General features: G+C 34.5%; 18 protein-coding genes. 8 read left to right on the top strand and 10 right to left on the bottom strand.

Annotation, left to right across the window (positions count from 1 at the left end; all coding sequences use genetic code 11):
- Positions 1-145: 145 nt before the first annotated feature.
- Both CW752_RS15835 and CW752_RS15840 read left to right on the top strand, forming a co-directional pair.
- Complete coding sequence (locus tag CW752_RS15835; RefSeq protein ID WP_101240671.1) at positions 146-1,480, top strand: dihydroorotase; 1,335 nt, start codon at positions 146-148, stop codon at positions 1,478-1,480.
- Between the two features lie 54 nt (positions 1,481-1,534).
- Entirely contained in the window at positions 1,535-2,680 is a 1,146-nt protein-coding gene (locus tag CW752_RS15840) for a tetratricopeptide repeat protein (RefSeq protein WP_133121704.1), read from the top strand.
- A 197-nt stretch (positions 2,681-2,877) separates the two neighbouring features.
- Here the strand turns inward: CW752_RS15840 and CW752_RS15845 are convergent, their stop codons facing one another.
- Positions 2,878-5,175, bottom strand: a complete 2,298-nt coding sequence (locus tag CW752_RS15845) for a GH92 family glycosyl hydrolase (RefSeq protein WP_101240673.1) — start codon at positions 5,173-5,175, stop codon at positions 2,878-2,880.
- Between the two features lie 128 nt (positions 5,176-5,303).
- On the opposite strand from CW752_RS15845, the gene CW752_RS15850 reads away from it, so the two are divergent.
- From CW752_RS15850 to CW752_RS15860, 3 genes are all read left to right on the top strand, one after another.
- A complete protein-coding gene (locus CW752_RS15850; protein WP_101240674.1) occupies positions 5,304-6,185 on the top strand; it encodes an SDR family oxidoreductase in 882 nt (293 codons plus the stop codon).
- A 79-nt stretch (positions 6,186-6,264) separates the two neighbouring features.
- Positions 6,265-8,463, top strand: a complete 2,199-nt coding sequence (locus tag CW752_RS15855) for a M1 family metallopeptidase (protein ID WP_101240675.1) — start codon at positions 6,265-6,267, stop codon at positions 8,461-8,463.
- Between the two features lie 86 nt (positions 8,464-8,549).
- On the top strand, positions 8,550-9,377 hold the full coding sequence (locus tag CW752_RS15860; RefSeq protein WP_101240676.1) for an endonuclease/exonuclease/phosphatase family protein: 828 nt from the start codon (positions 8,550-8,552) through the stop codon (positions 9,375-9,377).
- Here the strand turns inward: CW752_RS15860 and CW752_RS15865 are convergent.
- Positions 9,369-10,058 (bottom strand): response regulator transcription factor, encoded by a 690-nt coding sequence (locus CW752_RS15865; protein WP_101240677.1) that lies wholly within the window; start codon positions 10,056-10,058, stop codon positions 9,369-9,371. The genes CW752_RS15860 and CW752_RS15865 overlap by 9 nt on opposite strands.
- A gap of 23 nt (positions 10,059-10,081) precedes the next feature.
- Positions 10,082-11,434 carry a sensor histidine kinase gene (locus CW752_RS15870; protein WP_101240678.1) on the bottom strand — a complete coding sequence of 451 codons (1,353 nt, stop codon included), beginning with the start codon at positions 11,432-11,434 and terminating at the stop codon, positions 10,082-10,084.
- Positions 11,435-11,547: 113 nt separating this feature from the next.
- On the opposite strand from CW752_RS15870, the gene CW752_RS15875 reads away from it, so the two are divergent.
- From CW752_RS15875 to CW752_RS15885, 3 genes are all read left to right on the top strand, one after another.
- Complete coding sequence (locus CW752_RS15875; protein WP_101240679.1) at positions 11,548-12,381, top strand: GLPGLI family protein; 834 nt, start codon at positions 11,548-11,550, stop codon at positions 12,379-12,381.
- A 173-nt stretch (positions 12,382-12,554) separates the two neighbouring features.
- Positions 12,555-14,924 (top strand): outer membrane beta-barrel family protein, encoded by a 2,370-nt coding sequence (locus CW752_RS15880; RefSeq protein WP_101240680.1) that lies wholly within the window; start codon positions 12,555-12,557, stop codon positions 14,922-14,924.
- Positions 14,925-15,030: 106 nt separating this feature from the next.
- A complete protein-coding gene (locus CW752_RS15885; RefSeq protein WP_101240681.1) occupies positions 15,031-16,896 on the top strand; it encodes a M1 family metallopeptidase in 1,866 nt (621 codons plus the stop codon).
- A gap of 37 nt (positions 16,897-16,933) precedes the next feature.
- Here CW752_RS15885 and CW752_RS15890 read toward each other — a convergent pair whose 3' ends face one another.
- From CW752_RS15890 to CW752_RS16965, 7 genes are all read right to left on the bottom strand, one after another.
- The gene (locus CW752_RS15890) at positions 16,934-18,319 is read right to left on the bottom strand and encodes a phosphatase PAP2 family protein (RefSeq protein ID WP_101240682.1); all 1,386 of its coding nucleotides are present in this window, start codon (positions 18,317-18,319) and stop codon (positions 16,934-16,936) included.
- A 133-nt stretch (positions 18,320-18,452) separates the two neighbouring features.
- The gene (locus CW752_RS15895; RefSeq protein ID WP_101240683.1) at positions 18,453-19,439 is read right to left on the bottom strand and encodes a zinc metalloprotease; all 987 of its coding nucleotides are present in this window, start codon (positions 19,437-19,439) and stop codon (positions 18,453-18,455) included.
- A gap of 251 nt (positions 19,440-19,690) precedes the next feature.
- Positions 19,691-20,713 carry a zinc metalloprotease gene (locus tag CW752_RS15900; RefSeq protein ID WP_101240684.1) on the bottom strand — a complete coding sequence of 341 codons (1,023 nt, stop codon included), beginning with the start codon at positions 20,711-20,713 and terminating at the stop codon, positions 19,691-19,693.
- A gap of 290 nt (positions 20,714-21,003) precedes the next feature.
- On the bottom strand, positions 21,004-21,645 hold the full coding sequence (locus CW752_RS15905; protein WP_101240685.1) for a response regulator transcription factor: 642 nt from the start codon (positions 21,643-21,645) through the stop codon (positions 21,004-21,006).
- Positions 21,642-22,373: a sensor histidine kinase gene (locus tag CW752_RS15910; RefSeq protein WP_228401814.1), complete on the bottom strand. Its 732-nt coding sequence runs from the start codon at positions 22,371-22,373 to the stop codon at positions 21,642-21,644. The genes CW752_RS15905 and CW752_RS15910 overlap by 4 nt, the downstream gene beginning before the upstream one ends.
- A 698-nt stretch (positions 22,374-23,071) precedes the next feature.
- Positions 23,072-23,635, bottom strand: coding sequence for a hypothetical protein (locus CW752_RS15920; protein ID WP_101240688.1), 564 nt, complete (start codon positions 23,633-23,635; stop codon positions 23,072-23,074).
- Positions 23,636-23,839: 204 nt separating this feature from the next.
- Positions 23,840-23,989, bottom strand: coding sequence for a hypothetical protein (locus tag CW752_RS16965; protein WP_185117650.1), 150 nt, complete (start codon positions 23,987-23,989; stop codon positions 23,840-23,842).
- Positions 23,990-24,074: the final 85 nt, after the last annotated feature.

Raw genomic sequence — 24,074 nt, forward strand, 5'->3', positions numbered from 1 at the left:
GAGTGACATTAAAATTCATTCATAAACCTTAATTTTGTTGTTCGGAGAAGTTTGAGACTGAAAAATTAATAAATGCATTGTATGTATAGTTGATAATTCAGACCATTCTAATTTCTACGATATAACATCTAATTTCTACGTAAAAATGAAAACCCTAATCAAAAATGTAAAAATCGTTAACGAAGGTAAAGTCTTTGAAAGCGATATTTTAATAGAAAATGATTTAATTTCTAAAATATCCACGAATATTTCTGAAAGTGCAGATCAGATTATTGATGGTGCCGGAAAATATCTTGTTCCCGGTGTTATTGATGACCAGGTGCATTTTCGTGATCCGGGATTAACCCACAAAGGAGATATTGAGAGTGAATCAAAGTCTGCTATTGCGGGTGGGGTGACCAGTTTTATTGATCAACCGAATACGGTTCCCAATGCAGTTACTCAAGAATTATTAGCAGATAAATACGAAATCGCCTCTCAAAAAGCTTATGCTAATTATGGCTTTATGATGGGAGGTACCAATGATAACCTTGAAGAAGTTTTAAAAACAAACCCAAGAAATGTTCCCGGAATTAAACTTTTCTTAGGTTCATCCACCGGAAATATGTTGGTAGATAATCCTGAAACGCTGGAGAATATTTTTAGCAATACAAAAATGCTTATTGCTGTTCATTGTGAAGATGAAGCCACCATTAGAGCCAATACTCAAAAATATATTGATGAATATGGTGAAGATATTCCGGTAAAGTTCCACCATCTGATCAGGAGTGAAGAAGCTTGTTATAAATCTTCTTCAAAAGCAATTGAACTGGCTCAGAAAACAGGGGCAAGACTTCATGTATTCCATCTTTCTACAGCAAAAGAAATGGACCTTTTCCGAAATGATATTCCTTTAAAGGAGAAGAAAATTACAGCAGAGGTATGTGTTCACCATCTGACTTTTACCAACGAAGACTATGAAACAAAAGGAGGACTTATCAAGTGGAATCCTGCAGTAAAAACGCAAAAAGATAAAGATGCCCTTTGGGAAGCATTGTTGGATGACAGGATTGATGTAATTGCTACGGACCATGCCCCTCATACAGCGGAAGAAAAGAATAACGTGTATACAAAGTGTCCGTCAGGAGCACCATTGGTACAACACTCATTGGTAGTAATGCTGGAAAACTATAAAAACGGAAAAATCTCTCTTGAAAAAATTGTTGAAAAAATGTGTCATAATCCGGCTATCCTTTTCAGAGTGGAAAAAAGAGGTTTTGTGAGAGAAGGATATAAAGCAGATCTTGTTTTGGTAGATTTGAATGAAGATTGGACAGTATCCAAAGAGAACATATTGTATAAGTGCGGTTGGAGCCCATTGGAAGGGATGAATTTTCATTCTAAAGTGACTCATACTTTTGTCAACGGACATCTTGTGTATGATAATGGAAAAGTAGCAGAGGAGAAGTTTGGGGAAAGGCTGCTTTTTGAAACTGAATAAGAGAGAAATGTGAAATTTCAAATATATTTTCAGATAAACTAAAGTTCAATGATAATGATAAGAAAGAGTGATGAATATCGCTCTTTTTATTTATGTGCAATTAAAATTTATGTAGTTTTGCACAGCAAAAAACTAAAACCTATGTATAAATATTTTTTTCTTCTATTTATAGTTATTTCCACTCACCTTACTTCTCAAATAAATACTCAGCTATTACAAAATTCATCATGGACAGTCGTAAAGTTCGGTACACTGGATGGAAGTAGGGATTTATCGCAGAGTGGATCAAAGACTTCATTATGGAAAATCACAGGAAATACTCTATGTATATATTCAGATCCAATCTTTATGGATATCAAAAGTTGTTTGGATTTTAAACTAGAAAAAGAAACAATTCTGACGTCAAAGAATGCTGGTTATCAAATTGAAAAATTAACTCGTGATTCGATGATTGTAACGCAAAGAATAGATGGAATCGAAGATCCAGACAAAATAAGAAAAATCTGGTTGGTTAATAGATCTGTTATCGTCAATGACTTTATAAATAAAAATAAAGCCGAATCAATTGTTGCTACTAAGGATTTTACACCATCATTGAAAAAGAATATAATTTTTGAAGTGTTGGATGTTTATTCTAAAAATGGTTATTTTCATGATTTAAAATTAAAAGGAAATATTTTAATTTTTCCTAAAAAACAAAAAATAGAAATTGAAACTAAGGAGGAATCGAAAAAGAATGAAGCAAGTATTAATCTCTTTAAGACAACACTTGAAAAAAATTATCATTTGTGGGATCTTACAGGATTTGAAAATTTTGAGAAAATTATTATTCCCTATTATTTCTATAGCAATGTTGGTAAAAATGAAAATAACATCAATAAAGTAGGTATTAAGTTTTTTGATGATAATGACTCTCATGATTCCGAAGATGTTGCTGTATACATAAAAGATAAGAAAGTCTCTGATCAAAATTTCAATAAAGGTATAGAAGCGCTTGATCATAAAAAATTTGATAAAGCAATTGAGTTTTTTAATAAAGCTCACGAATATAATAACACTAATACTGATGCATTATATAATGTAGTATCTATTTCATTTGCACAGAACAATATAAATAGTGCATGCTTAGCTTTAAAAAGATTAAAAGATTTACAGCAAACAGAAGGTACTAAATTATTTAACGAAAAATGTTTAAAATAATAATAACATCAATAGAAGCGGGCTTTAGCCCGCTTTTTAATTTTAAAACATTCCATTGGCTTTAGCCAAAACATAATTATATACTGCCTGAAATAAAAATGATCATGAGACTTTTATTTCTCGTAGATTTTATAATTCAACTATCGATCTGCTCAATCTGAGAGAGTTCATTTTCTTTACAATTTTATCTCACATTTCTATCTTTTTGTCCTACTTCCCATATAAAATGTCAACTTTCCACCATCCATAATCTCGGAATGTTTTAATGTGAAATTTTTAATCTCTTTTCCATTTAAAAGAATCTTTTGCACATATACATTCTGTGGACTTTGATTGATAGCCTCAATTTCAAATGTTTTTCCATTCTCTAAATTCAAAATAGCATGATCAATAGCCGGACTTCCAATGGAATAATCTTCTGAACCGGGAGCAACAGGATAAAACCCTAATGAACTCAGAATATACCAAGCGCTCATTTGTCCTGTATCATCATTTCCTCCCAATCCATCAGGAGTTGCTTTGTACTGCATATCTAAAATATGACGAATTTGAGCTTGCGCTTTCCAGGGTTGACCAGCCCAGTTGTAAAGATAGGCGACATGATGAGCCGGCTCATTTCCGTGAACGTATCCGCCAATGATTCCTTCTCGGGTAATATCTTCAGTGTCTGCAAAGAATTCATCAGGTAAATGCATAGTGAATAACTCATCCAATTTGGATACGAATTTTTTATTACCCCCCATCATTTTTATCAATTCATTTGGATTTTGAGGAACAAAGAAACTGTAGTTCCAAGAATTTCCTTCTATAAAACCTTGCCCATGAGTACTTAGGACATCGAAATCTTTTTTGAAACTTCCATCTGCCAAACGAGGACGCATAAATCCGATTGTTTTATCAAAATTATTTTTCCAGTTTTCCGAACGTTTGATAAATTGATTGTAAATGTCTGTTTCTCCCAAATGTTGGGCTAATTGAGCAATGGCCCAATCATCATAAGCGTATTCCAAGGTGTTGGATACGGAAGTTCCACTTTGTTCAGAAGGGATATAGCCTAAATCAATATATTGCCCAATGCCTTCGTAATTTCTTTTGTTGGCTGTTTCGACACAAGCTTTTAATGCTTCCTTGGGATCACCTTCATAATTCCCTTTAATAATAGCATCTGCCACTACACTTACGCTATGATAGCCGCTCATACACCAATTGTCATTTGCATAATGGGACCAGATGGGTAACATTTTCATTGAAAACTGATTGTAATGTGCCATCATTGATTTTACCATATCATTATTTCTCTTAGGCTGAATGATATTAAAAAATGGATGGAGTGCCCGATAGGTATCCCATAGAGAAAAGGTAGTATAGTTGGTAAAACCTTCTGCTTTATGAATATTTTGATCCAGTCCTTTATATTCTCCGTTGATATCCATGTATATTGTCGGATTGATAAAGGTGTGGTACATTGCCGTATAAAAGTTGATCTTATCAGTTTCAGAACCTTTGATGACGATTTTATTTAATTCTTTATTCCAATCTTCCTGAGCCTTGGTTTTAATTTGATCAAAGGATAAATTTCCGGTTTCTTTTTCAAGATTTTCCAGAGCATTAACCTGACTTACCGGAGAGATAGCCAGTTTAATTTCAATAGCTTCACTTTCATTGGTATCAAAATCGAAATACATCTTTAAGTTTTTGCCTGCTACTTCAGGAAAATTTTTTGTCTGATCGAATTTTCTCCAAAATCCTTTATAAACTTGTATGCCGTCATAGTTTTTCTGACCATAAGATTTAAATGGTTTAGAAAATTTCATGGCGAAATAAACCGTTCTTGTTCTTGCCCATCCGTTTGTTTGTCGGTATCCTGTAATGGTGTTGTTATTTTCTACACGAACGTAGGTCCATACATTTTTCCCATCATAATTGTAAATCCCTGCCGTCAGATCTAAAATAACGTGTGATTGGTCTGATTTTGGAAACGTATAACGATGAACACCCACTCTGGATGTTGCCGTTAATTCCGCAAGAATATTATAATCATTAAGTTTTACTTTATAATATCCGGCTTCTGCTTTTTCGTTTTGATGTGAAAATCTACTTCTATAGCCACTTTCAGGATGGGAGGCAGTGCCGGGGTTCAATTGAAGGGAACCTACTGTAGGCATTATAAGAAAGTCTCCCAGATCAGAATGTCCGGTACCACTAAAATGGGTGGAGCTGAAACCTACGATGGTTTTATCTTCATAACGGTAGCCTGCACAATATTTATACACTTCACCATTATATTTTCCTTTAAGTTCATAAGAGATGGTATCTGTTTCAGGGCTCAATTGAACTGCTCCAAAAGGAACGGTGGCCCCAGGGTAAGTATGCCCCATTTTTTCTGTCCCAATCAAAGGATTGACATATTGGTGCAATTTTTCAATTTTTTGAGCTTTAAGCAACAAACTCGAAAACAGTAAGGTAAAGAAAATGAAAGGTCCCGGATTTTTCATATGAAATGATGTTATTCAAACGATAAAATTAATTAAAAAAACAAAGAATATTATTTATGGCATTATTTATACCGTTATTTTAGGCTTCATCCGTTCAATATTTATTATTTTTAAGAAAAAATATTTTTATGAATCTATATACACAACCGATGTTGCGCGAAGGCGCACTAAAAGATAAAGTGGCGATTGTTACAGGAGGAGGAAGTGGTCTTGGGAAAGCGATGACCAAATATTTCCTTGAATTAGGTGCTAAAGTGGTGATCACTTCCCGCAATCTGGAAAAACTGCAATCTACCGCGAAAGAATTGGAAGATGAAACAGGGGGGAAGGTGCTTTGTGTAGCTTGTGATGTAAGAAACTGGGATGAAGTGGAAGCGATGAAAGAAGCCACTTTGAAAGAATTCGGTAAGATTGATATTTTATTGAACAACGCTGCGGGGAATTTTATTTCTCCAACCGAAAAATTGACGCATTCCGCTTTTGACTCTATCTTAGATATTGTATTAAAAGGAACCAAAAACTGTACGCTTTCTATAGGGAAACATTGGATAGATTCTAAAACTTCCGGTACTGTGTTGAATATTGTAACTACTTATTCCTGGACAGGTTCTGCTTTTGTAGTGCCTTCAGCTTGTGCAAAAGCAGGGGTTTTGGCAATGACCAGATCACTGGCTGTGGAATGGGCAAAATATGGGATTCGTTTCAATGCTATAGCTCCGGGGCCATTCCCTACAAAAGGAGCTTGGGATAGATTGCTTCCCGGTGATCTTCAGGAGAAATTTGATATGAGAAAAAAAGTTCCGTTGAGAAGAGTAGGTGAGCATCAGGAATTGGCTAATCTTGCCGCTTACCTGGTTTCTGATTATTCAGCTTATATGAACGGTGAAGTGGTAACTATCGATGGAGGAGAATGGTTACAAGGTGCGGGGGAATTTAATATGCTTGAAGCTATCCCGAAAGAAATGTGGGATGCATTGGAAGCAATGATTAAAGCAAAAAAATCAAATTAATTAAAATTTCATAAAAAAGGCTCCCGGAATTGTAACAAATCCGGGAGTTTTTTTTACCTATGTATAAAACTTTTTTCAAATGAATTGTAAACTTCCAATACTTGCTTTGACCTTTACAGCTTTCCTTTTTTCAGGATCTGTATATGCACAAGAGGCTCCAAAATATGATTACGTAGAAGCTTTTAAACCATTTTTCTATCCGCAGACAGGTACAGAAACACGTTCTGCAAGTGGACAACCGGGACATGCCTATTGGCAGAACTCAGCAGATTATCATTTAAATGTAAGTCTGAATGAAGATAAAAAAGAAATTACAGGAGCTGCTGAAATTACCTATACTAATAACAGCCCTGATCAATTAAGTTTTTTATGGCTACAGCTTGATCAAAACTTATTTGCAAAAGATTCCCGCGGTAATGCTGTAGTTCCTTTATATGGAAGTAGAAATGGAGCTCATGGTGAAGTATTTGAAGGAGGTTACAGGATTAAATCTGTAAAGCTTGATGGTAAGGATGTGAAATATACCATTACAGACACAAGAATGCAGATCGATTTACCTAAAGGACTTAAACCTGGAGGCGGCGTTGCAAAAATTACTATTGAGTATTCATTTCTTTCTCCGGAATATGGTTCGGATAGAATGGGTGTACAGGATACAAAAAATGGGAAAATATTTACCATGGCACAATGGTATCCGAGAATGTGTGTGTATGATGATGTATTGGGTTGGAATACCCTGCCTTATTTGGGAGCATCTGAATTTTATTTAGAGTATGGAAATATTACAGCTAATATTACAGTACCCGCTAATCACTATGTGGTAGCATCCGGAGAACTGCTTAATGAAAAAGAAGTATACAACAAAGAAGAAATTAATAGATGGAATCAAGCGAGAAACAGTGATAAAACAGTAATGATTCGCCCTGAATCTGAGCTTGGAAAAAATAAGATATCCGGTACAAAGACTTGGAAATTTAAAATTACACAGGCAAGAGATTTTGCTTGGGCATCCTCTGCTGCGTTTATTTTGGATGCAGCAAAGATTAGCCTGCCAAGTGGTAAAAAGTCATTGGCTATTTCTGCGTATCCTGTTGAAAGTGCAGGTGATAAAGCCTGGGGAAGATCTACGGAATATACGAAGGCAGCCATAGAACATTACTCAAAAAAATGGTATGAGTATACCTATCCGGCAGCAACTAATGTTGCAGGAAATGAAGGCGGAATGGAATATCCGGGAATTGTTTTCTGTCATATGGATTCGAAGGGTGAAAGTCTTTGGGGCGTTACAGATCATGAGTTCGGACACAATTGGTTCCCTATGATTGTAGGATCTAATGAGAGATTATTTGCCTGGATGGATGAAGGTTTTAATACTTTTATCAATGGGCTTTCCACAGCAGCTTTCAATAAAGGAGAATATTATAAAAAAGAAAATATGGCCCAGGCAGGAAGTTATCTGATGCATGATGGGCTGGAACCCATTATGGTAGGTCCTGATAATATGAGAGAAATTAGTATTGGGGCTTTGGCTTACTATAAACCAGGTACAGGTCTGTCTATTTTAAGAGAGACCATTCTGGGTCCCGAAAAATTTGATAAAGCATTCACAACATATATCAATCGCTGGGCATTTAAACATCCTACACCTTGGGATTTCTTCCATACGATGGAAAATGTTTCCGGAGAAGAATTGAATTGGTTCTGGAGAGGATGGTTTTTTAATAAATGGAAAATTGATCAGGCGGTTAAAGAGGTAAAATATGTCAATGGAGATTTTAAAAAAGGAGTTCAGATTACTGTGGAAAACCTTGGGCAGTTACCAATGCCTACAACCGTTCAGTTGAAGTTTAAAGATGGAACGACAAAAAATGTAAAGATTCCTGTTGAGGTTTGGAAGAGAAATAAAGATTGGAAATTCCAAGTGGATTCTGATAAGGAAATAGATCAGGTAAAACTGGATCCGGATTCTATGATTCCTGATGTTAATATGAAAAATAATATCTGGGTACCTTCTGACATAAAATCTGCGGATAAGATCAATGCCAAAGATTTTACAGGGACCTACGGAAGTAAAGAGACCCAATTTAAATTAACGTTTGTTGAAAAAGAAGGAATACTTTACGGAAAAGCAGCCGGACAGGCAGAATTTCCTTTAGAATATTTAGGGGATAATAAATTTGCTTTTGAGCAGGCCAATCTTACCATCCTTTTCAGTAAAGATAAAAAGACAATCACCCTTGCAGAAAGCGGAAGAGAGTTTAAATTCACTAAAGAATAAAAAATAATTTAACATTATCATGATATAAATAAGGCTTCTCTATGATGGAGAAGCCTTATTTTTGTCTCTTATTGATAAAATATACTATGAATTTCAGATTTTCAATTGTATTCCTAATGCTTGCAGTGTTGGGATTTTCACAGGATCTTACTGTAATGAGTTTTAATATCCGTCTTAATGTAGACTCGGATAAAGAAAATGCATGGCCACAAAGAAAGCAAGATGTTGCTGATTTATTAACCTATTACCACCCAGACTATTTTGGCGTTCAGGAGGCTCTTCCTGAGCAGATGAAAGATATTAAGAGTGGACTTAAGAACTATGATTACATCGGTGTAGGACGAGATGATGGTAAAGAAAAGGGAGAGTTTTCTGCTATTTTTTATGATACCAACAGACTTGAAGTATTAAAATCAGGGACCTTCTGGTTATCCGAAACACCGGAAAAGCCATCAAAGGGATGGGATGCTGCTTTAAACAGAATTTGTACTTACGCCATATTTAAAGATAAAAAGTCTAAAAAAGAATTTTTGGCAATGAATCTTCATTTTGATCACGTAGGAAATGTAGCACGAGTAAAATCTTCTGAGTTGATTTTGAAAAAGATCAAAGAGATGAACCCAAAGAACCTGCCTGTAGCTTTAAGCGGAGATTTTAATTTGACTGATGATACAGAACCTGTTAAAATCCTTTCTCAACATATGAAAGATACTTTTTATCATTCGGAAACGAAACATTACGGGCCGGTAGGAACTTTCACCGGATTCAATGTCAATGAAGTTCCTAAAGAGAGAATAGATTATATTTTTACTAAAGATTTTAGAATAAAGTCTCATAGACATATCAATGATAGAAGAGAAAATTTACTTTATCCATCGGATCATTTCCCGGTTATTGTGAGTCTGTCACTTTAGAATCGGAAAATCAATTTCAAATCCAATTCCTCTCAGGGATTGGATTTTTATTTTAGGGTCGTAGCTGAAGTATTTCCGAAGTCTGCTGATGAATACATCAAGGCTTCTTCCTGTAAAATAATCATTTGTTTCCCAAAGATTGTCCAGTATATTGTTTCTTGTTATTGTTGTCTGATTGTGCTCCAAAAGATACAAAAGCAATTCCTGTTCACGAATTGTAAGACGCGTATTTCCATTAGGATGTGAAAGTAATAGTTTTTTGGTATCCAACGAATATTGCCCGATCTTTACTTGTATTTCTGATGTAAAGAGAGACGTCCTTTTCAGAATATTTTTAATTCTTAACACCAGCTCTTCAGGATCACACGGCTTGGCAATATAATCATCAGCTCCTATTTTAAGTCCTGTTAAACGATCAATTTTCTGATTCTTTGCAGTTAAAAAAAGTAATGGAAAATTGTTTCTTTCTTTTACAATCATTTTGGCTAAAGAAAAACCGTCGATATTAGGCATCATAATATCTAAAATACCAATATGAAAAGGAAAATCGGAAGATAAAAGTTGAACAATGTCTTCGGGATTTTGAAACCAGGAAACTTCAAAATCTTCTAACTCAAGATATTGTTTCAGGATCATTCCGAAATCAGGATCATCTTCTGCAAGGAGAATTTTAGTTTTCATCTGTTACTATTTATTTTTTAAGACTATGAAAAATTTTGAGTATCATCTATTTTAGGATGTATGGATTCGCAAGGAATGGTTATTTTAAAAGTCGTTCCTGTTTTAAGTTGGCTGAAAACACTTATTTTACCATTATACTTTGTAATGATTTTTTTTACAATGTAAAGTCCTAGCCCGAGTCCTTTAGTGTTATGAATATTGTTGGATTGTATTCTGTAAAATTTTTCAAAAATATTCTTTAACTCTTTATTTTCTATGCCTGAACCATTGTCAGAAATCTCAATCTCCAGGTTGTTGGGAGTATTGTTAATTTTGATTTTTACGATAGAGGAACCATATTTTACACTATTTTCACAAAGGTTTTTAATAATGGTTTCCATAAGGTTTTTGTCAAAAGGAAGAACTTTTGACACGATATTTTTAAAATCAAAATCTATAGCAGGATAAGTAAATGCCAGATCCTGAACAAAGAAACCCCAATCCTCCGGTTTTACAGCTGTAATTTCAGTAAGTATTTCATCTTGATGAAGTTGAAGCATCAGGTTTTCGAGACGGATGATTTGCCGGTCAATAAGAGGGAGTATATCTGGGTTCCATTCTTTTTTTAATGCTTTTGATGCAATTTTTAATGTTGCAATCGGAGTTTTAAATTCATGAGAAATGTTATCTACAACCGTATGAAGAACCTCTACCTGCTTTTGTTGTTTGATCAGGTTTTTGACGGTGGAAATATAAAGGAGAAGAACAGCGAAAAGAAGGGCGATACAACAAATAATTAATAAGCTAAGTTCTTTGAAAACAATGCTTTTAATATTGGCAATTTCAAACTCAGTTTTACTTTTGACAAGGAAGGTATCTTTTCTTTCGACATGATTGTTTTTTGAGTCTCTTTGAGTTGATGAGGTTTCCCAAGTGCCTGTACTGGAAATTTTAGGATTTTTTACTTTGTTTTTTGTTTCATAGACAGTAATAGGCTGATCAATCAATTTAATGCTATCGGGAAGGTGTATGATTGAATTATATTGAATCCTTGTCGAAATATCATAGCCTATATTCCTGTAATGATTGTTGATGTAATGGCTGAGCCTTTCTCCGGTAGCTTTTTTATCTTTAATGAAAGAAGCAAGGAAATCTTTTTTATTAATTTGTTTATTGTAATATCTGAGGATGATTCTTTGAAGAGAATCGTCCCTCATTTCTTTAACGCCAATCTCCTCTAATTTATCTGTGTAGCCGGTAAGTTGATCATGAATAGATCTGTAGATATCTCGTTCTTTGACTTGATACGTTTTATAGATAAAGTAACCTTGTATTCCTAGTAGAATAAGAAACAAAGCTGCAAAAAGAGAGAGTAGATATTTACTTCTGGTTATCATTTAAAACAAAGATAAAGTTTTAACATTTTACTTAAAGAGTATTTTGGACATTAACCTATCATTAACCTTCGGGAGTATTTGTTTTTCTTAATTTTAGAAACTAAAAACCTTTTATGAAAAAGCAGATTATTCTTTTGATACTGTTAATTGGTGTTATAACGAATGCCCAGACCCATCGTTTTATCTATGAACTTCAATACAGACCGGATGCTAGTGATTCAAGCTATGATAAAGAAGAAATGGTACTGGATATTAACCCGGATGAAGTCAAGTTTTACGAATCTGAATTTTTGGTGAGCGACTCTCTTAATGTCCTTCATGGAGGAATGACTTCTCTGCATACAAGTCTATCTGAGCAAACCATCATCCGGAAAAAGAACTCTAATAAAAATAAAAATTACTTCCAAATCAGGATGATGCCTTATTATTACGTTTTTGAAACCGAGGATAACATCCAGTGGAAGGTAGAGTCAGATACTAAAAAGGTTAACAATTATAATCTGCAGAAAGCAACGGCTGTATTTGGTGGAAGAAACTGGACGGCATGGTTTACGCCGGATATTACTATTCCAGAGGGGCCTTATAAATTCAGAGGATTACCAGGACTTGTTTTGTTTGTGGAAGATGATAAAAAAGACTTTATATATTCTTTCACCAGAAATATAAATCTTCCTAAAACATATGATACAAACGGGTTTCTTGAAAAACATTATTCTTTAGACCCCATCAAAATAGATTTTAAGAAATGGGTAAAGCTAAACCTGGAATTCTATAATGATCCTTATGCCAGAATGAGAACGGAATTTCAACCCGATTGGACCGTGAAAATTGAAGGGAAACAAATAAAAAGCAAAGAAGAATTTGCCGGACTTACCAAGCAAACACAAATCAATATAAAAAAGTATTATAATCCGATAGAACTGGATAAAGCGATTCCTTATCCATAAAAATATATTTGTGTCATTGTAAAACCTGGGTCTCTGATTCAGGTTTCTTTATTTTAAAAAGAAAAAGATATTAACCTATCATTAACCCTTCGTTAACCGAATTTCTTCCGCTCAATCCTGAATTTTGTTCTGTAAAACAATTGTACCATTTTATATTATTTAAAAACGTAATCATGAACAAAACTCTTCTTTTTCTGTGTCTCCCCATGCTGATGTTTGCTCAAAAACAAAAGCTTGCAGGAACAGTAATGAATACAGAAAATGAAAAACTTTCAGCAGTGAACATAGGTTTGTATAATTCAGGAAATGAGCTGATCAAAGAACTGAAAACCGATGGTAAAGGCGGATTTGTATTAGAAGGTCTTTCGGAACAGAACATAAAACTTGTGGTAAAACGTGAAGGTTATCTTTTATTTGAAAAGAGCCTGAATTTGGAAAACTCTGAACCTTTACAGATTGTTCTTAAAAAGGAATCACAGGAAATAGAAGAAGTAGTGATGACTAAACGTAAGCCGTTGGTAAAAAGGAAAGTAGATCGTCTCGAATTCAATGTGGAAAACAGTAATATTTCATCACTCAACGCATGGGAAATTTTAAAAAATACACCTAATGTTACAATAAATAATAATGTTCTTTCGGTAAAAGGGAGTACAGGGATTCTAGTAACCATTAATGATAAAAAGGTAATGCTCTCCGGAGACGAACTTAAAAATTTATTGGAAAATACCCAGGGAGATGAGATTAAATCCATAGAAGTTATTACCAATCCACCCGCAAAGTATGAAGCATCGGGAAGTGCTGTATTGAATATTGTAATGAAGAAAAATAAGGTGGAAGGCTATCGTGGAGTCGTTTCCTCCAAATATATACAGACACAGTATGCTAAGGGTGTATTTGGGCTTTCTCAATATTATAAAAAAGACAAACTTTCCGTAATGGGAAGCTATTATAAAGGTATGGGAACATATTACCGGGAAGGTACTGATGTTGTCAGTTATTTGGAAAATCAGACCCGTTGGGTCAGTACGATGAACAGAAAGGATAAAAACACTAACCAGAATACCTTGAATTTTAATGTGGAATATGAGTTGGACAGTGTAACCAACCTAAGTCTCAACTATTCAGGGTATTTTTCTCCCAAGTCTTACGGAACGTACAATGTGCCCACATTAATCTACAACAATCAAAACATTGTAGAATCTAATTATACAACCATCAATGACCATCGTACCCGCACGATTAATAATTCTGTAAGTTTTCAGGTAGACAGAAAACTGAATAAGAAAAGCAGTTTGTCCTGGATCAATTACTTTACAGGAAACAATGCTGATAAATATCAAAACGTAATTACCTATCTGAATTTTGCAGGGAAACCTCCAAAAGAAGATAATTTTCTGACTCAAAACAAAGCCGATGTTCAGCTGTATTCTACACAGGCAGATTATCAATGGAAAAATGATCAAGTTGAGTTGGAATCCGGAGCGAAATATAGCTTTGTAAAGACAAACAGCAAACTGGATTTTTCCGATAATGAAAATGGAATATTAGCTTATAGACCTGATAAAAGCAGCAATTTTGATTATAAGGAACATAATTTTGCATTATATTCTTCATTGTCCTACAATATTGGAAAATGGAGTTTTAAAGGCGGACTTCGTGCTGAAATGACAGACCTTGAAGGAGTTGTTTCTGAACCTTATGAATTGAATAAAAATAATTACTGGAAATTATTCCCAACCTTTTATGCCCAATATACTACAGAAAATAAACAAGAGTTTGGTTTCTCCTATGGAAAACGGATCAGCAGACCTTCTTACTCCTGGTTGAATCCTGCAAAATCTTATTATAATCTGTTTTCATATTATCAGGGAGATCCAAAATTAAAGGCAACCATTACTCATAATCTTAATCTTACCTATTCCTGGAAGGAATGGAATCTGGATCTATATTATCGTAAAGAAATCTATCCTTCTATGGAAATTTCGTTCCAGGAGCCGAGTACAAATAGTTTAGTGTATTATTTTACCAATATTGAAAAAGGAGAAGCTTTTGGGATGAGCCTTTATAAAAATTTCCAGCTAAAGCCATGGTGGAATATCATTCTTTCCGAAAATTTGGAACATAATGAGAATTATTTCAAAGGAGTTGATGGTCTTTTATATAAGAATAAAGTATGGAATTGGGTGTCCAATATCTCTACAAGTCTTACGCTTGATAAAAGAAACGATTGGAAAATGGAATTAGGACATCGCTATTATTCCCCGGGAATACAAGGAACTTTTAGAATTTCTGAAACATGGTCTGCGTATTTTGCGATGAACAGGAAGTTTTTTAATAAAAAATTGGAAGCAGCACTGGTTTTTAACGATATCTTTAAATCAACAGGACAGAAAGTGAGTACGAAATATGCCAATCAGGATAATTACTTCCTTGATTATTCAGATACACAAGGGGTTACCTTATCTCTGAAATTTAATTTTGGAAATCAGTCTGTAAAAAATGCAAAAACAATAAAAAAAACAGATGAACAGGATAGATTGTAAAAAAAATTAAATAAAAACTAATTTTCATAAAACATTGTTATAAAAGAAATTGCCGCTCTGTGTCACATTTTCGCTATTTTTGATACTAATCTTAAAAAAGATAGTTATGAAGAGAATTTTTTCCGGTGCAATGATGGTTATTTCATTGCTTCAGCTTTCTGCTCAGGAATTATATATGCCGAGAAATATTAAAAAAGCTTATGAAAAAGGGACACGTGATATTTCCGGAGCTCCAGGCAAAAATTATTGGCAAAATAAAGGGGCTTATAATGTAGATGTAAAAGTAGATGCCAATACGAAAGTGGTTTCCGGAAAAGAAACGATTAATTATAGCAACAACAGCCCCGACGCCCTTAGCGAACTGGCTATAAGATTTGTAAACAATCTTCATAAACCTCAATCTCCAAGATCCGGATTTGTGTCTAAAGATTTTCTGTCTTCAGGACTTAAGATCAAATCATTTATTGTAAATGGTGAAAAATATGACATTGACAGTGATGATTGGGGTACCGTTGAAAAAGTAAAATTAAAATCACCTTTACAATCAAAGACAAAGGCTGAGATTAAAATAGAATGGGAATATCCGCTTTCGGTACAGAGTGGTAGAGAAGGGCAGATTGATTCTGAGACTTTTTATGTAGCCTATTCGTTTCCAAGAATTTCCGTATATGATGACTATAACGGATGGGATATGCTTCCGCATTCCGACAGACAGGAATTTTATAATGATTTTAACGATTATAGCTTTGCAATTACTGCACCCAAAAACTATGTAGTTTGGGCCACCGGAGAATTTCTAAATCCGGAATCTGTACTTCAACCGGAATATTTGAAAAGATACAAAGCCTCATTGAAAAGTGATAAACTTATGCATATTGCCAATGAGCAGGAAATGAAATCCGGTAAAGTGACTCAACAAAATAAATGGAATGTTTGGAAATTTAAAGCCAACCATATTACAGATTTCTGTTTTGCATTGAGTAATCATTATGTATGGGATGCTGCCAGTGTTCAGCTTAAAACGAAAAGAGCCAGTGTTCAGGCAGGATATAAGGCCGGAGCAAAAGATTTTGAAAATTACGTAGACTGGATGCGTTATAATCTTGATTGGTTTTCCAAAAAATGGCCGGGGGTAGAATATCCTTACAATGCAATGACTGCCATTCAGGGATATGCAGATATGGAATACCCAATGATGATTAATGATACCAGCATTCCGGATGATCTTCAGGATGCAAGATTAACTGCTGATCATGAGATTGCACATACTTATTTCCCTTTTTATATGGGAATCAATGAAACCCGATATGCATTTATGGATGAAGGCTGGGCTACTACATTGGAATATCTCATCGGAATTGATGAAAATGGTGAGGCTGCAGCTAAAGAATTTTATAAAAACTTTCGTGTTAAAAAATGGATTACAAGTCCGTCTGCGGAACAGGACCAACCGGTGATTACCATGAGTACCCAAGTAAGTGGAGCAGGATATGGGAACAATTCATATGTGAAAGCATCGCTCTCTTATTTGGCATTAAAAGATTATCTGGGCGATGAGCTATTCAAAAAAGCATTACACCATTATATGAATAACTGGAATGGAAAGCATCCCGTGCCTTGGGATTATTTCAATTCTATGAACACAGGTTCCGGTAAAAATCTGAATTGGTTCTTTCAAAATTGGTTTTATACCAACAATTATATAGATTTAAAAGTAGGTGGAGCCTCTCAGATGAATGATCTGCTTACGGTAAATGTGATGAATGTAGGTGGCTTTGCCATTCCGTTTGATGCGATACTATCTTATGAAGATGGAACCACGGAAAAGCTTCATTTTTCACCTTCTGTTTGGGAAAAAGACCAGAAGTTAACCGACCTTGTTATTCCGATTAAGAAAAAAGTGAAATCTGTACAATTGGACGGTGATCTCTTTATGGATTATACACCGGAAGATAACAGCAAAACGTTATAATAAACGAAAGCCTTCAAATTTTTGAAGGCTTTTTATTTTAAAAATAAGCAGTAAGTCTTAAACCTAATGTGATATAATTTATTTTTTCTTTGGCAATTAAGTTATTAAGCTCTTGATCTAACTCAGCACTTTCTTTGATATCATCACTAAAATGATAACGGATGGTGGAATTGATCTGGTTGTAATCCGAATACAAGGTAAGTCCTAATCCTGGATTAAATTTATAAGTAATAGAGGCTCCGGTGTTCCAACGGAAAGCCGGTTTAGGTTTATATCTTGCAATCTGAAGCTGATGGTCCGGGGTATCTATATTGTCTCCTTTTACAAATACTTTTCCACTTGCGGTAGCAGAATATCCGGCAGTCGCTTTTAAAGTAAGTTGCCATTTGTCTGAAAACTCATGAGAATAATAAGGACCTATACCTGCAGCCAAAAAACCCATAGATTGTGTTACAATACTGTGATCACCAAACTCCAGACCGTCATCTATTGTTATCCTTTGAGGTTTGATAGGGAAGCTACTGAAAGAAATATCTCCACCTACTCCCCATTTTTTAGAAAAGAAATAAGCCCCTTCCAATCCTCCTTCAAAGCCGATTTGTTTAGTTTCATCAAGCTCCGACTCTTTCAGAAAGTTCGTTGTACCAAACGCTGAACCAAATTTTATAGCAAGGAATGAAGGATAATCATTTCCTTGGATTCTGGATAACATACTTAAATTATCTCCTTTGTTTTTGTAGATTTTATCAATAAAAAAATAACCCAGCTCTGTTGAAATAATTCCGATACCCGCACCGGCAAGGATATCCGGGATCCAATGCCTGTTATTTAAGTTTCTTCCAAGTCCGGTAAGGGTTGCTGCGCTATATCCGCCAATACTATACGCCGGATTTACCATTCCATATTCTTTGTGTAAAAAACTGGCATTGGTAAAAGCCATGGCGGCATGTCCGGATGGGAATGAATTGTTTTTTGAACCATCTGGACGTTCAACTTTCGAGGTATATTTAATTGAATTAACTAAAATTCCCATGATTGCTAAACTAGTAGCATAAGATAGAGTTGCTCTTCCAAGATTGTTTCTTCCTTTTACACCGGCCAGTTTTAAACCATAAACAGTTACTGCAGGAGCATATTGAAGATAGTCATCATATTTCATTTTGAAATTAGGAAGATATCTGTTTCTTACTTCGCGGATGTTTTCCTTTTCTCCCCATGTTGCAGCTGCTGCAGTAAAAAGTAGAGCAGGAGCCACAGATTTTTTTACCCATGATTTTTTGAAGAAAGGTGTCTTTTCCTGAACAGAAGAATTGGAAGATATAAGTGCAATATCTCTTTGAAGATTTCGTGATTGCACGGAATCTTGTGCTTTATAGCAACAAAGGTTTAATAATATGCCGGTTGCTATTACTATTTTTTTCATCGAAATGATCCCTAAATTTAAACGGCGTAAAAATATAAAAAAAATCTATCTCATTGTCTGAGATAGATTTTTTATTATATAAATGTTGGAATTTTTTTAAAAATATCAACAAACTTATCGTAAATATATTGTTTTAATAAAGCCTTAGTCCGGCTCTAGGACCTGAGGCTGAAACTACGGCCTGCATTCTTTGTTTTTGATTGGCTGTGAACATACACATTACTTTGTCATCCACATAGTCCATATAGTTCATGAAAATCTGAGAACGGCTTACTCCACCACACACACGGTTAAGCGGATAAGTAGGTACTCCGTAATTTGGGCCGGGAGATAGAGGAGTGTCATCAGAATAATCTGTCTGGCAACCGGTATTACCCCAAAGGTGTGGAAGGTTTAAATAATGTCCAACCTCATGTGTTGCTGTTCTTCCTAAATTGTAGGGAGCAGCAGTTCCGGAACCGGTTCCTATATAAGGGGCAGCAATAACGACACCATCCAGAGCAGCTGTAATTGTTCCCGGATAATAAGCGTAGCCAAGAGTGCCACCGGACATATTATTTACAATCCAGATATTTAAATAATTATCAGGAGAAGTGGCTGCAATACCTGTACTGGCAGATTTCATTTTATTTTCATCAGGGTTCCAGCTGGTAGTGCTGCTCTGCTTTCTGACTACTTTTGCTAATGTGAATCGGATTTTGGTATCTCCGGCTTTTACCGGGACAAATTCCGCAGGAGTATTACCAATATTTGAATTTGTTGCTCCATAATCTTTATTCAAAACGTCAATTTGAGATTGCAATCTGGCGTCAGGTACATTTTCGCTACTTGTGTTATAAACAACATTAAATACGACAGGGATTTCCACAGTACCATCCGGCAAGACTTTTCCTACTTTAATATCATTGATACGTTTTTCGGTAAGTGCCTCAATTGCTTCAACCCTTGCCCTTGCAGCGGGATCTTTTCTCAGAATCTCATCCCTCATTAAATCCGAAGGACAAACCCTTTTACTTGATAATTGTTGTGGTTGCTCTCCGGGTTGTTCTGCCGCTGAATTGACATCGTTGTTACAAGAAGCTAAAAATATAATTCCAGCTCCCAAAAGAAATTTTTTCATATTATTTTAGTTTGGTTAGTGGATGTAAACTTAATTCAAATTTACGTGATATACAAATTATTTTTCATTTAGGTTAATTATCTTTATTGTTTTACGTAAATAATTGTGTTTGTAGAGTGTTTTTAATGAAATGAATGGTTAAAGTGTTTTGGCTACATTTAATCAACTGTGCATAGACAGAAAAACCTTCCTAATGATAGGAAGGTTTATGGAAAATTTTAATAATGTGTTCTGTTTATATTATATCATTATTAAAGAACTCTTAGTCCTGCTCTTGGCCCGGTAGGGGCAACGGTGGATTGCATTTTTGTTTTTTGTCCCGCTGTAAACATATATAATGTAATGTCATCTGAGTAATCCATATAATTCATAAACATAACAGATCTTTTTACACCATAGCATGTATTATAAAGTGGATAAGTTGGTACTCCTGTATTATATGTTGTTTGGGTTGGAGTATCGGCAATCAGATCGTCTCCACAATTTGTATCTCCCCAAATATGTCTAAGCCCCAAGTAATGGCCTACTTCATGTGTGGTTGTTCGTCCCAAGTTAAATGCAGCTGCAGTTCCTGTTTTACCAAAAAACGGAAGACCAATAACGACACCGTCTTCCCATGTGCCGTTGCTTTCAGGAAAAGTGGCATATCCAAGAATTGTTCCAGAGAGGTTTTTCATTCCACTTACAACCCAAATGTTAAAATAATTTTTAGAATTAGTAGCATCTATTCCTCCTGTAGAGGCTCTTTTCATATCCTTATTTGATAAATAAGTATTAGTATCCCATGATCTTTTGGTAGTAGATTTTCTTACGGTATTTACCAATTTGAATCTTACTTTTACATCGCCAGCTTTTACAGGCTGAAACTCTGTAGGTATTTTTGAAACATCAGAGTTTGTTCCACCAAAATCTGAATTTAATACATCAATCTGTTCTGCGATCCTGGCATCAGAAACATTTTCACTAGCTGTTCTGTATAGTACATTTACAACTACAGGAATTTCGACAGTTCCATCTGCTAGAACTTTTCCGAATTTTACGTCATTGGCAAATTTTTGAGCTGCAGTTTCAAGTTCTGCTGCTTTTTGCATTAATGATGGGTCTTTTTGCCATGCATCTTTTCTCATCTCTTCTGATGGACAATTTCTTTTTGAAACAACCGATGGAGACGAATTTTCAAGATTTGTTGTGTCTTCATTTTGATTAGGCATATTGTCTCTATTACAGGCTGTTACCAAACCTAGAATCAGAGCTCCAAATAATAATTTTTTCATATGTTGTTATTTTGGTATAAAGTTGTGAAATTATTAGGTAATAAAATAAAATGCAAATTATTTCTACATAAGTTGAATTATTTATCAGTGAAGGTGGTTTTTGGTTAAATATTTGTTAATTAATTATTGCTTTTTTATAATTTATGATTGATAAATATTGTAATATGTTTATTTTTCACCAAATTGTGTATTATGATGAAAGACTTGTATTGGTTTAAATTGAGCTTAAAAGAGTAATAACAAAGAATCCACCTCATTGATGAGGTGGATTCTTTGTTTGTTGAATAAATTTAATTGGCAAAGCCATTTTTAATAGCAAAGACAGCTAATCCTACACGGGTTTTTAAATCCAGTTTTTCACAAAGTTGATCGCGATAACTTTCTACAGTTCTGGGACTGCAACACATTTTATCCGCAATTTCTTTATAGCTGAGTTCAGTGACTGTGTATTTTAAAAACTCTCTTTCACGTTCGGAAATTTTTACTGAGTTTTCAGTTTCTTTATCCTTATTGAACGTGGAGAAAATAATCCTGGATGCCCATTCCGGATAGAAGAAGCCTTCTGAATCCAGCCTTGTGAGTGCTGTTTCCAAATCTTTAGGATGGGTATTTTTCAATAAATATCCTTTTGCTCCGTTTTTAATCATTTTAATGACACTATTATCATCGCCTTGCATGCTAAGAGCCATTACCTTGGTGCCAGGATGGTTGGTGGTAAGCCAGGATGCAGTTTCAAAACCGTCCATAATAGGCATACTGATGTCTAGAAGAATAATGTCCGGAACTTTATTATCATCTTCTAGTTTTTGGATAAGGTCCTTTCCGTTCTCACATACATAGATAACCTCAAAATCTTTAAAGTTACCAATAATTCCTTCCAGTGCTTTGGCAATAAGGATATGATCATCAACAATTACAATTGTTTTTTTCATGGTTGTTTTTTTAAAATGATATTAAGTACGGTCCCAATATTTTCTTTGCTGTCGAAGGTAAAATCTGCTCCGATGATTTTGGCTCTGTTTTTCATGTTTGTAAGACCAATTCCGTTAGATTTTATCTTTGTAGGATCAAAGCCGATTCCATCATCCTTAATGTTGAGCTCCCAAAGGGTATCTTCAAAAGTATTCAGACTAATGGAAATATTTCTGCATTTGGAATGTTTTATACTGTTCTGAATAAATTCCTGTGTAATTCTTAATAGCACATTTTTGTGAACAAAATCCAGATCGAGTCGTTTAAAATTATGTTCAAAACTGACATGACACTTTTTAAATGAATTGGTATTATCTACTTCCTCCTGAATTAAAGTTACGATTTCTTTTTGATTGATATTATCATCCGTTAAAGTTTTGGAAAGGCTCCGCAGATCCTGTAAAGATTGGTTGATGATTTGGGAAACCTGATCAATCCTTTCACTTACTTCAGGAACTTTATTTTCATAAAGAAGCTGCTGAGTGTATAGGCTAACCAATGTTAACTTTTGTCCGATATTATCATGGAGTTCCCTTCCGATCTGCTGCATGGTCGCTTGCTGGATTTCCAATTGAGTAGCCAGAAGCTCTCTTTTATGGAGTTCGTTTTTCAGCTCAATTTCATTCAAATACTCTTTTTTTCGTTGTCGGTAGTTTCTGATATAGATCATCATTGCAACGATAAACATTACAAAAAAGATATTGAATAATATAATAACTATTAAGAGTTCTGTCTTCCCCATATGAATGAGCATGCAAATAAAATATACATAATTATACCAGATACTAGAAAATAACTAAAATAAATATTCCAGATTTCCGTGTAATCTAACAAGATTGAATAAAATGCCATGAAGGGTAATGTTCCAATATAAGAAAGTGTTATTCCCAAATTAATATAAAACATCCTATTTTTATTAAAGTGAAGAATATCTTGGGAATTAATTTGTTTGTAATATTCCATAACTACCAAAAACATTAAGATAAGGCACCCAAAAGTGTAGTTAAAAGCAAATACAATTTTATTTCCCGAGAAATACAATTCATTGGGAATAAAAGAAAAAAGATATAAAAGGGATAAGCCATAAAAAAGCTTTCGCTTTCTAAATGACTTGACAGCATATAGCCAGTAAAAAAATATAAACTGGACAGGCATTAAAAAGTAATTGTAAAAATAAGCTTTAGAAAAATAAGCGAATTTTCCCCATCTGCCATATGCCTCACTAAGGAAGATAAAAATTAAGAAAAACACAAAAAATTTCCAATACTCTTTTCTTATACGGGCATAATATAAAAGGCCGACAAACGCAGCAAGTCCCTCAGCCCAAAGCATACTTTTGCTTGCAAGTTCTTGGAAATCGTTCATGTATTTATTATGTGTTGATCGTTAGTATGATTCACCTAATGAGTTTTTAGGAGGTGTGAGTTGACCATTATTTTCTCCAAGACCTGTATCGTCACCTAGAGGTCCTCCGTCACCATCACCATTACCGATTGGAGTAAAATTAAGTGCATTTAATGCTAATTTTGAATTTTCTCCATTAGCCTGGAAAGGATTAAAATCAAAATCAACAATTTCTCCTGTTCCATCTGCTTTTTTCAAAGTAGGGATCAGTACTAATGTATGTTTTCCGGCATATTCTTCTGCTACAGGATGAGATTTCATGATCTCCCAATTTTCAATTTTTGGATAGGCAGCATAATAAAATCTAATTCCTAAATCTCCTTCAGATGTCTCCTGATTTAATTTACCGGCTTCTTCTTCTATTATAGAGATAAATTTTTTGAGTTTAGGAAGGTCAAACCAAATAGAATGGGCATCTTGTATTCCTAAGGTTTCATTAATTGCACTCATGTGATTTTGTCGATAATTGTTTACCAAAGTCTGAATTAATGAATTAGACATTATTCCAGGTTTAGGATCACGCTCATTTGTAGATTCTGTTTTCATAACTTAGCTTTTATAAGGAGTATTTACTTGATCTGCAAATTTCGCAAAAATTGTGGTACAAAAAATAATAAACTTTACGGGATTTTACGGATTATTTTCAGTGATTTTACGGATTGTATAGTGTTTGTTTAAATAATATTTCCAAAATTTATATAATTTTCATAATGAGAATAAAAAAACGGAGAACAAATCCCCGTCTTATGTTTAAATGCAGATATATCTTCTTGGATCCCTGCAGACATAGCCATCTGCACAGCATAAACCATCAGGGCATGACATATTTATTCTGCAGCTTATATCATTATTAGCCCCGCCTTCGATTTTCTTTAAATCATTTCTTTTTAGTTTTTTCATACTGATTTTATTTTAGTTATTAATTTGTTGCATGATAAAGGTAATAATATTTCATTTGTTTGGGATAAAATAATGGATGATATTT

Source organism: Chryseobacterium sp. PMSZPI, assembly GCF_002835665.1.
GTDB lineage: Bacteria > Bacteroidota > Bacteroidia > Flavobacteriales > Weeksellaceae > Chryseobacterium.

Bases quoted from the DNA above. Each gene is read 5' to 3' on its own strand.
- CW752_RS15865 (WP_101240677.1), bottom strand. From the start codon at position 10,058: ATGAAAACTAAAATTCTCCTTGCAGAAGATGATCCTGATTTCGGAATG.
- CW752_RS15875 (WP_101240679.1), top strand. From the start codon at position 11,548: ATGAAAAAGCAGATTATTCTTTTGATACTGTTAATTGGTGTTATAACG.
- CW752_RS15870 (WP_101240678.1), bottom strand. From the start codon at position 11,434: ATGATAACCAGAAGTAAATATCTACTCTCTCTTTTTGCAGCTTTGTTT.
- CW752_RS15880 (WP_101240680.1), top strand. From the start codon at position 12,555: ATGAACAAAACTCTTCTTTTTCTGTGTCTCCCCATGCTGATGTTTGCT.
- CW752_RS15900 (WP_101240684.1), bottom strand. From the start codon at position 20,713: ATGAAAAAATTATTATTTGGAGCTCTGATTCTAGGTTTGGTAACAGCC.
- CW752_RS15850 (WP_101240674.1), top strand. From the start codon at position 5,304: ATGAATCTATATACACAACCGATGTTGCGCGAAGGCGCACTAAAAGAT.
- CW752_RS15920 (WP_101240688.1), bottom strand. From the start codon at position 23,635: ATGAAAACAGAATCTACAAATGAGCGTGATCCTAAACCTGGAATAATG.
- CW752_RS15845 (WP_101240673.1), bottom strand. From the start codon at position 5,175: ATGAAAAATCCGGGACCTTTCATTTTCTTTACCTTACTGTTTTCGAGT.
- CW752_RS15910 (WP_228401814.1), bottom strand. From the start codon at position 22,373: ATGTTTATCGTTGCAATGATGATCTATATCAGAAACTACCGACAACGA.
- CW752_RS15855 (WP_101240675.1), top strand. From the start codon at position 6,265: ATGAATTGTAAACTTCCAATACTTGCTTTGACCTTTACAGCTTTCCTT.
- CW752_RS15885 (WP_101240681.1), top strand. From the start codon at position 15,031: ATGAAGAGAATTTTTTCCGGTGCAATGATGGTTATTTCATTGCTTCAG.
- CW752_RS15835 (WP_101240671.1), top strand. From the start codon at position 146: ATGAAAACCCTAATCAAAAATGTAAAAATCGTTAACGAAGGTAAAGTC.
- CW752_RS15860 (WP_101240676.1), top strand. From the start codon at position 8,550: ATGAATTTCAGATTTTCAATTGTATTCCTAATGCTTGCAGTGTTGGGA.
- CW752_RS15905 (WP_101240685.1), bottom strand. From the start codon at position 21,645: ATGAAAAAAACAATTGTAATTGTTGATGATCATATCCTTATTGCCAAA.
- CW752_RS16965 (WP_185117650.1), bottom strand. From the start codon at position 23,989: ATGAAAAAACTAAAAAGAAATGATTTAAAGAAAATCGAAGGCGGGGCT.
- CW752_RS15895 (WP_101240683.1), bottom strand. From the start codon at position 19,439: ATGAAAAAATTTCTTTTGGGAGCTGGAATTATATTTTTAGCTTCTTGT.
- CW752_RS15890 (WP_101240682.1), bottom strand. From the start codon at position 18,319: ATGAAAAAAATAGTAATAGCAACCGGCATATTATTAAACCTTTGTTGC.
- CW752_RS15840 (WP_133121704.1), top strand. From the start codon at position 1,535: ATGATAAGAAAGAGTGATGAATATCGCTCTTTTTATTTATGTGCAATT.